The sequence below is a fragment of the Paenibacillus sp. N3.4 genome (genome assembly GCF_008017805.1).
In the GTDB taxonomy this organism is placed as follows: Bacteria; Bacillota; Bacilli; order Paenibacillales; family NBRC-103111; genus Paenibacillus_E.
Genome location: NZ_VRTT01000125.1, coordinates 1 through 12,443 on the forward strand (window position 1 = coordinate 1; position 12,443 = coordinate 12,443).

The 12,443-nt window shown below is 43.1% G+C and carries 12 protein-coding genes and 2 pseudogenes; 13 read left to right on the forward strand and 1 reads right to left on the reverse strand.

From position 1 onward, the window contains the following. The first annotated feature begins 216 nt into the window (after positions 1-216). From FU659_RS33020 to FU659_RS33065, 10 genes and pseudogenes are all read left to right on the forward strand, one after another. Entirely contained in the window at positions 217-609 is a 393-nt protein-coding gene (locus FU659_RS33020) for a fibronectin type III domain-containing protein (RefSeq protein ID WP_261808210.1), read from the forward strand. A gap of 323 nt (positions 610-932) precedes the next feature. Continuing rightward, positions 933-1,480: pseudogene (locus tag FU659_RS33025) on the forward strand (helix-turn-helix domain-containing protein). 49 nt (positions 1,481-1,529) lie between these two features. After that, complete coding sequence (locus tag FU659_RS33030) at positions 1,530-1,865, forward strand: cupin domain-containing protein (RefSeq protein WP_147951415.1); 336 nt, start codon at positions 1,530-1,532, stop codon at positions 1,863-1,865. A gap of 43 nt (positions 1,866-1,908) precedes the next feature. Next, positions 1,909-3,546, forward strand: coding sequence for a peptide ABC transporter substrate-binding protein (locus tag FU659_RS33035; RefSeq protein ID WP_147951416.1), 1,638 nt, complete (start codon positions 1,909-1,911; stop codon positions 3,544-3,546). Positions 3,547-3,645: 99 nt separating this feature from the next. Further along, the gene (locus FU659_RS33040) at positions 3,646-4,578 is read left to right on the forward strand and encodes an ABC transporter permease (RefSeq protein ID WP_147951417.1); all 933 of its coding nucleotides are present in this window, start codon (positions 3,646-3,648) and stop codon (positions 4,576-4,578) included. Between the two features lie 5 nt (positions 4,579-4,583). Next, on the forward strand, positions 4,584-5,525 hold the full coding sequence (locus FU659_RS33045; RefSeq protein WP_147951418.1) for an ABC transporter permease: 942 nt from the start codon (positions 4,584-4,586) through the stop codon (positions 5,523-5,525). Positions 5,526-5,536: 11 nt separating this feature from the next. Further along, positions 5,537-6,553, forward strand: a complete 1,017-nt coding sequence (locus FU659_RS33050; RefSeq protein ID WP_147951419.1) for an ABC transporter ATP-binding protein — start codon at positions 5,537-5,539, stop codon at positions 6,551-6,553. Next, the gene (locus FU659_RS33055; RefSeq protein ID WP_147951420.1) at positions 6,553-7,497 is read left to right on the forward strand and encodes an ABC transporter ATP-binding protein; all 945 of its coding nucleotides are present in this window, start codon (positions 6,553-6,555) and stop codon (positions 7,495-7,497) included. Before FU659_RS33050 ends, FU659_RS33055 begins: the two co-directional genes overlap by 1 nt. Positions 7,498-7,518: 21 nt before the next feature. Continuing rightward, positions 7,519-8,609, forward strand: a pseudogene (locus FU659_RS33060) (M24 family metallopeptidase). 464 nt (positions 8,610-9,073) lie between these two features. Beyond that, positions 9,074-9,460, forward strand: coding sequence for a response regulator (locus FU659_RS33065; RefSeq protein WP_187274559.1), 387 nt, complete (start codon positions 9,074-9,076; stop codon positions 9,458-9,460). Between the two features lie 197 nt (positions 9,461-9,657). On the opposite strand, the gene FU659_RS33070 is transcribed toward FU659_RS33065, so the two are convergent. Beyond that, positions 9,658-10,350, reverse strand: a complete 693-nt coding sequence (locus tag FU659_RS33070; protein ID WP_147951422.1) for a hypothetical protein — start codon at positions 10,348-10,350, stop codon at positions 9,658-9,660. 210 nt (positions 10,351-10,560) lie between these two features. Here FU659_RS33070 and FU659_RS33075 point away from each other — a divergent pair, with 210 nt between their 5' ends. The 3 genes from FU659_RS33075 (at position 10,561) to FU659_RS39225 (ending at position 12,148) form a co-directional block, all read left to right on the forward strand. After that, positions 10,561-11,340 carry an immunity protein Imm33 domain-containing protein gene (locus FU659_RS33075; RefSeq protein ID WP_187274560.1) on the forward strand — a complete coding sequence of 260 codons (780 nt, stop codon included), beginning with the start codon at positions 10,561-10,563 and terminating at the stop codon, positions 11,338-11,340. A gap of 216 nt (positions 11,341-11,556) precedes the next feature. Beyond that, on the forward strand, positions 11,557-11,844 hold the full coding sequence (locus tag FU659_RS33080; RefSeq protein ID WP_147951424.1) for a hypothetical protein: 288 nt from the start codon (positions 11,557-11,559) through the stop codon (positions 11,842-11,844). Between the two features lie 190 nt (positions 11,845-12,034). Continuing rightward, complete coding sequence (locus FU659_RS39225) at positions 12,035-12,148, forward strand: NUDIX domain-containing protein (protein WP_397357072.1); 114 nt, start codon at positions 12,035-12,037, stop codon at positions 12,146-12,148. Positions 12,149-12,443: the final 295 nt, after the last annotated feature.

The following is a 12,443-nucleotide window of genomic DNA, read 5'->3' on the forward strand; positions in this document are numbered from 1 at the left end:
AGTCAACAAGTTCTTCAATTTGCCGCAGCAAGTTATCCTTAGGAACAACCAAGTTGTAAATATCTATATATGGGCTTAAAATCATCGATTGTTGGTTTTAATCATCCTAATCACCCGCTAAGTTTAATACCTTAATTATACAGAAAAAAAGATACAGCCTCCTCAAAAAAATTGAGAATATCTGTACCTTTGCTTTTCATTAGGGGAACTTTTTCAGTGGCCTCCCCTTATGTTTGCTGGTTTCTTGCACTTCAAAACTTATTTGTCACCCAACATCAAAGCGCGGTGGATATTGACGGTGATGTCTATGTAGCTGAATCTAACAATAACCGCATCCAGAAATTGAAAATTGTGACTACTTCTCCGGTCGCATCGACGGATGTAACAGCTGAGGTGGTGAAAGGTCAATCGAAAGCGACCGTTAGCTTTAAGGCGCCAAGCAATGATGGAGGCAGCTCCATTATTGGCTATACTGTAACCTCAAATCCAGGAGGTCTGACGGCAAGCGGTACAGGTGGCCCAATTACAGTCACGGGCTTAACCTATGGCACCACCTATACATTCACGGCAGTTGCAACCAACAGCATTGGATCAGATCGTTTGGGCTGAATCATGGTCTGATGAAACAAATAATGAGGACTAGAAAGACTAGAGAATTAGGTCCTTTTATTATCCCATGAAATACTTCATTCCTTGGTTGTATGGTCTGGCAACTCTAGTTTACCAAAGGATAGGGTGTTTTTTTAGTGCCTTTTCGCAATGTTTTTCAGTTAAATCGAGGTTTGTAGTGTTTATACAGGGTGCGGAAGTTGAGTTTTAAATAAAGGAAATTACAGTATTATTAAAAAAATATAGACAAAATTCTGTTGGTATAATAATATAATCCAATAAATCTAAATATTTTGTCAATTATTTTAGGAGGAGATGACGATCTGGAAAGTATCTACGAAAAGATCAGGTTGCTGAGATTGCAGCAAAACATGACATTGAAAGACTTAAGCATCAAAACCGGTTTATCGATCAGCTTTCTTTCTCAGGTAGAAAGGGGGAATAGCTCGCTAGCGATCACTTCATTGCAAAAATCGGGGAAGCGTTACAGGTGCCGATTACTTATTTTTTTGAAGAACCAGCGAATGAGAATTACTTTTTGCCTGAGAAAGAACGGAAGCGGTTTCAAATAGGAGGGTCTCACGTCGTTTATGTTCGGTTGGGTGGCGATTTCCCAGACAGAGCGCTTGAGCCCATCCACATCACTTTACCCCCTCAACAGCAGCAAGAGGTTGCGTTTAATCATCCTGGCGAAGAATTTTACTTTATTTTAGAGGGGAAAGTCGTCACGGTCGTCGATGGCAAAGAGCATGAAATGAGCAAGGGGGATACGATCCATTTTCCTTCTACCCTTGATCATACTTGGTATAACCACTCGGATGAACCGGCACAAATTTTATGTGTCTTGACGCCCGTCATTTTTAAGGCGTAATCCATAATTCCATTGTAGAGATGTACTAACTTTAAGGAGAAGTGATGGAATGATCGTAGTGAATGTCAACACAGTAAAGCCGGATGATAGACCACAAGTCTCCCTGAAAACATTGTTCTCTGAAGAATCTATTGCCGGAGGGAAGGTAAAATTCGGTACCATCGTCATACCTCCGAAAGCTAGAGTTCCGCTACATGGAGAAGGAGCGCATGACCAAGACGAATATTCCATTGTGATCAAAGGAGCCATCCAAACAGGGAGCGGGGGCAAAGAGTACCTGATTTCCGCAGGAGATGCGACGTTAATTCCAGCAGGTGAAGCGCATTGGGCATATAACTCTGGAGACGTGGACTGCGAAATCGTTTGGGTGCTTGTCGAACGGTAAGTACATAGGAATTAGGAAAAAATAATAATTTGGGGGAAAGCAAATGAAAAAAGTACTTACAAAGGTTTGCACAGTGACAGTACTAAGCACGATCATTTTAACAGGTTGCACCAAACCAGCAGCAGTAAACAACGAGTCCAAGTCACCCGCAAATGAACCGACAAAAGCAAGCGCTGCTTTACGCTCCAATTTAAAAGCAGAGCCGGTATCGCTCGATCCGCCGAAAGCGTACGATCCAGTTGCATTCGAAGTGTTATACAACACGTTAGAAGGTCTGGTTCGCCTAGACGACAAACACATGATTATACCTGCGATGGCAACGAAGTGGGAAATCACGGATAATGGGAAAAAGTACACCTTTCATCTTCGCGATAGCAAATGGTCCAATGGTGACCCTGTAACTGCCTATGATTTTGAAATCTCATGGAAACGCATGGTTGATCCGAAGAACGGCTTCCCGGCTTCATTTCTCGCTTTTGTCATCGCGGGGGCAGAAGACTTCAACAAAGGCAAAGGGACTGTAGACAATGTGAAAGTAAAGGCGCTTGATGATAAAACGCTCGAAGTTGTCTTGAAAGCGCCTTCAGGATATTTTTTAAGCATGATTACAACACCGGTTTTCGCTCCTGTTAACAAAAAGTCAGTGGAAAATCCGAATTGGTCTGCGGAAGCGGCAACTATCGTCTCCAACGGACCGTTTAAGCTGACGGAATGGACGCATAATCAATCAATCAAGGCTGTCAAAAATGACAACTACTGGGATAAAAATAATGTGAAGCTTCCCGCAATCAATTGGGTAATGGTGAACGATGAGAATACGCAATATCAGATGTTTAAATCTGGTAATCTGGATAACATTGAATCCGTTCCTAAAGACGTCAAGCAAAAATTGCTTGACTCCGGAGAAGCCAAGCTTGCGCCTGAGGCAGCGACTAGCTTCTATCGATTGAATACGGCAATGCCGCCATTTAACAACAAAAACATCCGTAAAGCGTTCTCACTAGCGGTCAATCGCAAATTGATTATCGACAAGGTGGTTCAAGGTAAGCAAGTGCCGGCTATGGGCATAGTTCCTGTCGGGTTCCCTGAGCCGGACGGCAAAGATTTCCGCGCTGTCGGTGGCGATTACTTTAAAGATAACGATCTGGAAACGGCAAAAGATCTACTGAAAAAAGGTATGGAAGAAAGTGGGTATAAGACTTTACCTGAAGTTACTTTGACATATGATACGAACGATTTGAATAAATCTGTTGCGCAGGTATTGCAAGAAATGTTCAAGAAAAACTTGGGCGTGGACGTCAAGCTGGAAAGCAAGGAATGGAAAGTCTTCTTGGACGAGCAACGGGCTAGCAAGCATCAAATGTCTTTAAGTACCTACTATGCCGACTATGCCGATCCGCTGAACTTCATTGAAATATTCCAAACAGGTCATCCGGGAAATCGAATTAACTACAGCAACAAAGCGTTCGATGAATTGATTCAAAAAGCCAGCATCGAGCCGGATGAGAAGAAGCGTTTCTCCATCATGCACGACGCCGAAAAAACATTCTTCGAGGATATGCCGGTGCTGCCGCTCTTCTACAGCACGAAAGCATATATGGAACGTCCGAACGTCAAGGGTATTATTCGCCACCCAGCATCACTCATCGATTATAAACAAGTGGAAATTACTGCTAAATAAACAAAAATGCTTACAACAACAATTAGAAAAGGGTATCTCAATACCCTCTTCTTTCTTATCCAGATCTAATACCGATGTGATGAAAAAGGAGGTAAACCGGTGTCGAGATACCTGCTAAAACGTATTTTGATGATGATTCTCACACTGTGGATCATCGTTACATTGACGTTTGTCCTCATGCATCTCATACCTGGCGATCCGTTTTCGGCGGAGTCCGGCAAACTGCCCAAACAGGTTGTGGAGAACTTGCGTGCCAAATATCATTTGAATGATCCCTATCCGGTGCAATATTTTTATTATTTGAAAAATTTAGTGACGCTTGATCTAGGTCAATCGATAAAAAGCGACATGCGCAGCGTAAACAGTATGATTGGTGATGGATTTCGGGCATCGGCTTTGCTAGGCATCCAAGCGATGTGCATATCCCTCGTTTTCGGAATTTTCTTTGGTATTGTTGCGGCGCTTAATCGCAATCGTATACCGGATTATGTGATGACAATTCTAGCGATTGCCGGTATTTCAATTCCGAGCTTTCTGATGGCTCCTCTTCTCATCAATTACCTTGCCATTAAAATGCCGATTTTTCCGGTAGCTACTTGGGGAACATGGATGCACACTGTACTTCCTTCCCTCGCGCTATCGTTTGGTCCTCTGGCCATCGTAGCGCGGTATATGCGTACAAATATGATCAATGTAATGAGACAGAATTACATTCGTACGGCGGAAGCGAAAGGTATTCCCATGCATTTGATCGTAATTAGGCACGGCATTCGCAATGCTATTTTACCGGTTATCACCTTTCTCGGTCCACTGATGGCGGCGCTGATTACCGGAACGTTTGTGGTGGAAAAAGTATTTGCAATTCCAGGAGTCGGCAGGTATTTCGTTGAGGGTATCTTTAACCGCGATTATCCGGTCATTCTAGGAACGACCATTTTTTATAGCACGATTCTAATTTTGGCTGTGTTGATGATTGATATTGCGTATACCTTGATCGATCCGCGCATCAAATTGACCGTCAAGGAGGAATAGAAAAAATGATTACAGAATCGAAATTGGATACATCGTTTCGCCCACTTAACAAGCAGATATTCGAGAACGCTTCTACTCGTCCGAGCCTCACGTATGGGCAATTAACCTTACGCAAATTGTTTAAGAATAAACTGGCCATGGTTGGATTCACGATCATTGTGATGATTCTCATCATGGCGATCATCGGTCCGTATATTGCGCGATATAGCTTTTCCGATCAAAGTTTGCTCGAGGCTAACCTGACGATCTCGAAAGAACATTGGTTTGGCACAGACGATTTGGGCCGGGACGTATTTGCAAGAACTTGGTACGGCGCTCGTATTTCTCTGACGATTGGAGTGATAGCCGCGCTCATCGACTTAGTTATCGGTGTAACCCTCGGCGGGATCGCCGGTTTTACGGCAGGACGCGGTAAACGAGGTGAACGGATCGATAATGTCATCATGCGCGTGATTGAAGTCCTGAGCGGGTTGCCCTATTTATTGGTCGTTATTTTGCTGATGGTGATTATGAGGCCCGGAATTTGGACGCTCATCACGGCCTTAACAGTTACTGGATGGGTAGGCATGGCCCGGCTCGTTCGCGGCCAAATTATGCAGCTTCGCTCACAAGAATATATCCTCGCGTCGCAAGTATTAGGGGTTTCATCCGCGCGAATTATATGGAGACATTTAATTCCCAATACGAGCGGGATTATTATTGTGACACTGACCTTTACGGTTCCTGCAGCGATTTTTTCGGAAGCATTTTTAAGCTTTTTGGGTCTGGGAGTTCAAGCACCTATTGCGAGTTGGGGAACGATGACGAACGACGCTTTGGGTGTCATCCTAACCGGAGATTGGTGGCGCCTCTTTTTTCCGGGACTTATGATATCGCTGACTATGTTTGCTTTCAACGTGTTTGGAGACGGTTTGCAGGATGCGTTGGATCCAGGTCTTAGCGATTAGGGGGAAGAGTGATGGAACATTTATTAGAAGTAACAAACTTGAAGGTTAATTTCAAAACGCATGGTGGAGAAGTGAAAGCGGTGCGCGGCGTTTCGTTCCATGTCGATCACGGTGAAACGGTTGCTATCGTAGGCGAGAGCGGCTGTGGGAAAAGCGTGACAGCTCTTTCAATCATGGGTTTGATTCCGATCCCTCCGGGTAGACTCGCTGATGGCCAGATTCGATTTAACGGCCAAGACATCACCCAACTCTCTAAAAAGGAATTGCTGAAGATGCGGGGCTCTGAAATGGGGATGATTTTCCAGGATCCGATGACAGCGCTAAATCCGACGATGAAAATAGGCCGGCAGCTCACGGAAGGGCTGGTTTATTACCACGGATTATCCAAAAAGGAAGCCCGCATGAAAGCCATAGAACTGCTCAATAAGGTGGGAATATCGGATCCGCAGAAACGGGTCGATCAGTATCCGCACGAGTTTAGCGGCGGCATGCGGCAGCGTGTCGTGATTGCGATTGCGCTGGCATGCAATCCGAAACTGGTCATCGCCGATGAGCCAACAACTGCTTTGGATGTGACGGTGCAAGCGCAAATCCTTGATTTGATGAAGGAATTACAGGAACAAACGAGGCTTTCTATTATTTTGATTACCCATGATTTGGGGGTTGTTGCGGAAATCGCTCACAGGGCAGTAGTCATGTATGCCGGCACCGTGGTGGAATCTGGGACTACGCATGATCTGTTTACGGAGCCTAAACATCCTTATACATGGGGACTGATGAAGTCGATGCCGCATCTGGATGGCGAACAGAAGAAGCGGTTGGTTCCAATCGAAGGAACCCCTCCCGATTTGTTCAATCCGCCGAAGGGCTGCCCGTTTGCGGAGCGCTGCGATTATGCAATGGAAATCTGTGCGGAGCAGACGCCGGTTGTCAGATATTTCGGTAACGGCCATCACGCGGCGTGCTGGCTGCATGATGAGCGTGCCCCTAAATTCAAGGAACTCATAGCAGTCGGGAGGCAAGCCTAATGTCTGAAATCCTTGTTGAAGTTAATAATTTGAAGAAATATTTCGCTCAAAAAGCTGGAACGAATCTAAAAGCTGTAGATGGCGTATCCTTTGCGATTCGGAAAGGGGAAACATTCGGGCTTGTCGGAGAGAGCGGCTGCGGTAAATCAACCTTGGGGCGGACGATCGTTCGATTGTATGAGAGCACGGAGGGCGAGGTCCGGTTTAAGGGGAAAAATGTCCATCAGCTTTCACGAAAAGAAAGCAAGCAGTTTAACAGCGATGTCCAGATGATCTTTCAGGATCCTCATGCCAGCCTGAATCCCCGCATGAATGTCCGCTCTATTATTGCCGAAGGAATGAAAGTCCAGGATTTAAGCGGCAAAGATAGAGCGGAACGGGTTCGCGAGCTTCTGCAGCTTGTCGGACTTCGACCTGAACATGCCGACCGATATCCGCATGAATTCAGCGGCGGGCAGCGCCAACGCATCGGGATCGCTCGAGCGCTTGCGGTCGATCCGCAGTTTATTATCGCAGATGAACCGATTTCGGCGCTGGATGTATCCATTCAAGCACAAATCGTCAATTTGCTTGAAGATTTACAGCATAAACGCGGATTGACGTTTCTGTTCATCGCGCATGATTTGTCAATGGTCCAGCATATTTCCAATCGGATTGGCGTCATGTACTTAGGTAAAATGGTCGAGCTTGCGGGAAGTATTGAGCTCTATAAAAAGCCGCTGCACCCGTATACGCAGGCCCTGCTTTCGGCCATTCCTATTCCCGATCCGACTGTCAAAAGGGAGAGGATCGTGCTGGAAGGGGATTTGCCGAGCCCGTCCAATTTGCCGAGCGGATGCAGATTTCGGACGCGCTGTCCTCAAGCGATGGAACAGTGCAGCGTCATGGAGCCAGAATGGAAAGAAATTCAGAGTGACCACTGGATTGCCTGTCATTTATATTAACCTATAGAAAGGTTGTTTATATTGAATACTCGCATCAAAAGGCTATATTCTTTTATGGAAGAACGGTCATTAGACGCCGTGATGATTACGCAGCCGAAACTGATTTATTACTTCACCGGCTTTTATACGGAGCCACATGAGCGCTTTCTCGCGCTTGTTTTGCCGAAGGGAAAGGAGCCATTTCTCTTCGTTCCCATGCTGGATCTCGAGAAGGCGGAGCAGGCTTCCAACTGCAAGAAAATTTACTCATTTAAGGACTCTGAGGACCCATTTGAAGTTCTCAAAGGCAAACTGCCATCCACTATTAGACGAGTAGGATTACAAGAAGGCTATGTAAATGTAAAACGTTACCAAGCATTGATGAAAGCTATTGGAGCGGAACAATCGGTCGATCTGGAAGAACGGCTTACGGAGATGCGCGTCATTAAAAGCGCGGAGGAAATCGTCACAATTAAACGCGCGATCGTCTGCATCGAAAACGTGCTTCACGCAACACTTCCAAAGGTGAAAGTCGGCGTAACCGAAGTTGAAATCGTGGCCGAACTCGAGTATCAGATGAAGCTGTTGGGAGCTGACGGACCTTCTTTTGACACATTAGTGCTGTCGGGCGAGAAAACGGCAATGCCGCATGGTGTATCGGGAACACGTAAGATCCAAAGGGAGAGTTTCTGTTAATTGACGCAGGGGTTTTTGTTGATGGGTATGCTTCTGATTTGACAAGAACGTTTGCGGTAGGCGATGTCGACGAGAAGCTAAAGGTGATGTATGAGACGGTTTTGCAAGCCAATCAACAGATGATTCAAGCTGCGCGTCCGGGTGTTACTTATGCAAGCTTAGACCTCGCTGCGCGTAATGTCATTGCTAAGAAGGGGTACGGTGAGTATTTTATCACTCGCGCAGGTCATGGATTCGGACTGGAAATCCACGAATACCCGTCTATACACGAGAACAACTACGATCTTCTGCCTGAAGGGTCCGTATTCACAGCTGAACCAGGCATCTATATGCCTGGAATTGGTGGAGTTCGTATCGAAGATAATGTGTTGGTGACAAAAGAAGGCGCAGAGGTATTGACTTCTTTTCCAAAAGAGCTGACCATCATCGGATCGTAGTGTTAGGGCTTCGGCTGTAACAAGCACTTCAGAACTTATTTTGTAAAAGTACTTCAAAACATATCTGTAATTCAGGTTGTTTCCCCGAAAGTACCACTTCAAAACTTAATTTGCAAATCATTTTCACAAATAAAGCTCTGAAGTAATTAGGCGTTCACTCTATTGGGTGAACGCTTATTATTTTTGGCATGGTGGAGGAGAATAATATCCTAGCTGATGAACGAACACTTTCTCAGGTGGATTGTTAAATACATGGACGCAAGATGCCCGGGCGATTAAGCTAAAGGACAGTAGAGCGAATGGTATATCGTTAAAAATATCATTGAATAATATTACAATTAAATGCATGAATATACATTTGTTGGAGGATTATTTGGTGCATGATGCGATAGAAAAAATAAATGAAGCGATTTTATTATGAACGGAATGCTATAATTCGGGTAGAAGATAGAAAGGGGACCGCCATGTATAAACTGTTGATTTTGGATGACGAACCCATTATTTTGGATGGCTTGAAGCATATCTTGAACTGGAACGAGCTTGGTTTTGATATAGTTGCTACGGCATCCGATGGCTTGGAAGGTCTGGAGAAGATTCAGGAGCAAACACCGGATTTTGTGATCACAGATATTCGGATGAAATTTATGGACGGGTTAACTTTCATTAAGGAAGCCAAATCTGTTCACCCAGGAATCATGTTTGTAGTCTTAAGTGCTTTCAGTGATTTTGAATATGCCAAAGAGTCAATCCAATTAGGAGTGTACAATTATATTTTAAAACCAGTTGACCGCTCAACAGAAAATCATCGAGATGGCAACTTCTTTTCAAAATCCATTATTAAAGGATACTGACTCTCCACAAAATGGTTTTTTATGGTTTGTTAAAGATCATTCTGATTTACGCAATGAAATCGGTGAGTTGATTCCCAAAGGCTCTTATCAAATACTAGGCTACACGGGTGTAACTTTACTTGTTATTCCTGAATATCAAACCATAGCAGTTCGTATGTTCAACAGTTGGGGTTCTCCTTCTGGATATAACTACCTTGTTATTTGTGATTTGTTATCCATTTTTCAATGATACTAACTTGTTTGTGGTCGTCGAGTGCATAAGAGGCTCCGAACTTATGTCGTACTTTCAAATTTTCTCCACCTTGAGGTAATGACCATGCTTGAACATCGTTTACCACTTCGTAGGCATAACGTAATGCCTTAAGTTCATCATCCGATACTCGTCCATGCTCTATACCTTTCCGTGCTTTAGCAACTAACTGAGCTGCGTTTTTGAAATCCTTTCGTAATTCATCGCTTGAAGTCACTTCAGCAAATCTCTCATAGACTTCTGTTTTAAGAAAATTGTATTCGAGCAGTTGCTTCCATTCTTCAGAGCTTGTTTTTTTATGGTTATCAAAATTTCCCACAAGTGCATTAAAGCGCCCGTAAAGAGCATATAAGTCTTTTCGAATCGATTCATCATTTGTAACTTTCGCAAGATAGGTGTTCATTTCGTTTTCGGTTGGACTTGCCGTTGTTTCTACAATCGCCCCTTGAACATCCTTCGATGGGGTAGGAAAAGGGCTAGGAATAGAGCTAGGGCTAGGTGAAGGTGTAGGTACAATAGCTGATATCGCAGGAGAGAGTTCTGACACGCTTTGCGATTCTTCAGAGTGGTTTACCATCAGAAGGCTCGCTACTCCGATTATGAAGAGAGAAATGATACCACGGAAAATTTTAGCGTTCATAGCGATGCCTCCAGTGATTACTAATTCGTTTTCACATGGAAAATAAATCCATTGTATAAAGTATACCCTTATCAACGAAAATTCGTAAATCAAAAGATACATAAACAAGTCACAAATGGTGATTTGTTTAGGACATAGATATGTGTATGCCCCCTATAGGGTGGTACTGAGTACGAGAGTACAATAGTGATGAGGACACCAAATGTTAAAATGGGGCTTAATTTACAAAGAAATATAGCGAGGAGCTTGCTTCGGGCGGCTCAACATTTGCTCATTGAAGTAACGGACATAGTAAGTATGGAGTATATAAATCTAAAGGGGCTGGAAGATAGTGGGAAACGGATGAATAATGAGCACAAAGGAATAAAAATACAATGTCAAAATAATCATTTTGTAACCAGTGGTTTAAATCGTGATTTTGGTTATGAAATTAGAGTCCTAAGTAAAGAAAGACTGGAAATTCATTGTCAAAAGGCCCTGATATATCTGATTGATTTTATCATTGATACAAAAGCTGTAATAAAACCATATCAAACTATAGCTTACTATTCGTGGATACTCAAGCTCGTACCACACACGGATTTTTATTACGATCTTTGGGAGCTTGTTAACGATGAAGGATTATTCGCCGAAGGTATCGATTACACGGCGGAGCTTATCTCTAGCCAGGAAGAGGAATGTACGAAGAGAGGTATGCGTCCTTATTTTCCTACTTTTGGGCAAAAGTTAGCTATTTCTAAAGGTGTGTATGAGGGTATGGATTGTGACGGTGTAAGGTATCCCAGCCCCGATCATATGACTGGGTGGTATATTACAACAGATCTTTATGATGGTAACATAGATTCACTCATGGTCGTTCATTATTATCATCTAGCTTTCAAAAGGCCAGATTTGCTTACATACCTTGCACTTCCTCACGGATTTCGCTTCTCGAAATATGCTTCCAATAGTGAAGCTTGGTTCGATGTAAAGGTATTTAGCAACAATTAAAGAGGGACAGCCAATGGGTTACCTACTGCCACTCATTAAATTTTGCAGCATGTTGAACTCTATTGGGAGATTAACGGAATAGAGAATGGCACTAAGAATATTTATTGTTAATATATAGTAATATATCTTCGGAGCAAAGAGTTTCAATTTAAGGCGGGAAGTGATTTTATTACCATTGCTAAGAAGAATTCAAGAACAATTATAGTTGAAGAGGAAATGTATAGATGGACTGTGTCGCCTGACAGTGGTTACTTAGTTTTTGTTACAGAACACGGGAAAGTAAAGGGAAGAAGAATTGAGATTTATGTTACTTCTGACATTAATAACCTCTGGGGGAGATTTCCTGATGTGAATGATATGAATCTAAAGGTAATAAAGCCTAGAGATGTATCCCATTTCATAACACAGGCAATTCATCATGGTTGGGATCCCAAAGAAGCAGGGAAACCGATTGTATTTGACTTAGCTGGTGACACGTTACTAAAACGTAAATTAACATATTAAGTAACTTCCATAAAATTGAGCTAACGAAGAAGCGTTAAGGTATTGGGTAGGAATGTTGAGTTATGGGAATATTTTACCATGTCGGAGGATGAAATATTGGAATACTTTAAGAGATTAAGGCAGTTTGTTGGCAATAGCCCTCTTATTTTACCTGGAGCATTCGTTATCATTGTAAACGAACACGAAAAAAATAATGTTACAACACAGACAAGATAGGCAGTGGGGTTCTCCTGGTGGACTAATGGATTTAGGTGAATCTCTAACTGAAACTGCTGTAAGGGAAGTTTTGAGGAAACTTGATTAAGAATAAGCAACCTGAAGTTACTGGATATTCTTTCTGGACGAGATTATTTTTATAAAATAACTAACGGTGACGAATTTTACTCAGTAACAGCAGTTTATACAACGCGGTCTGTTGAAGGGGAATTAAATATTCAGGAATCTGAGGCAAAGGAGATAAGATGAAACCTTCTCAATTCTAGCAAAGCTAGAAATAATTTACTCAACTTTCGCACCTACGAAAAGCTAGTTGAGCCTTATGGTTGCAAGGGTTAATGGAGAAATTTTGCTCATCTTGACAGAAAAACACCCTCTTTGTT

What these genes read in the sequence shown, in the direction of transcription:
- FU659_RS33030 (WP_147951415.1), top strand. Translation starts at nt 1,530, where the DNA reads ATGATCGTAGTGAATGTCAACACAGTAAAGCCGGATGATAGACCACAA.
- FU659_RS33035 (WP_147951416.1), top strand. Translation starts at nt 1,909, where the DNA reads ATGAAAAAAGTACTTACAAAGGTTTGCACAGTGACAGTACTAAGCACG.
- FU659_RS33045 (WP_147951418.1), top strand. Translation starts at nt 4,584, where the DNA reads ATGATTACAGAATCGAAATTGGATACATCGTTTCGCCCACTTAACAAG.
- FU659_RS33050 (WP_147951419.1), top strand. Translation starts at nt 5,537, where the DNA reads ATGGAACATTTATTAGAAGTAACAAACTTGAAGGTTAATTTCAAAACG.
- FU659_RS33055 (WP_147951420.1), top strand. Translation starts at nt 6,553, where the DNA reads ATGTCTGAAATCCTTGTTGAAGTTAATAATTTGAAGAAATATTTCGCT.
- FU659_RS33065 (WP_187274559.1), top strand. Translation starts at nt 9,074, where the DNA reads ATGTATAAACTGTTGATTTTGGATGACGAACCCATTATTTTGGATGGC.
- FU659_RS33070 (WP_147951422.1), bottom strand. Translation starts at nt 10,350, where the DNA reads ATGAACGCTAAAATTTTCCGTGGTATCATTTCTCTCTTCATAATCGGA.
- FU659_RS33075 (WP_187274560.1), top strand. Translation starts at nt 10,561, where the DNA reads ATGGGGCTTAATTTACAAAGAAATATAGCGAGGAGCTTGCTTCGGGCG.
- FU659_RS33080 (WP_147951424.1), top strand. Translation starts at nt 11,557, where the DNA reads ATGTATAGATGGACTGTGTCGCCTGACAGTGGTTACTTAGTTTTTGTT.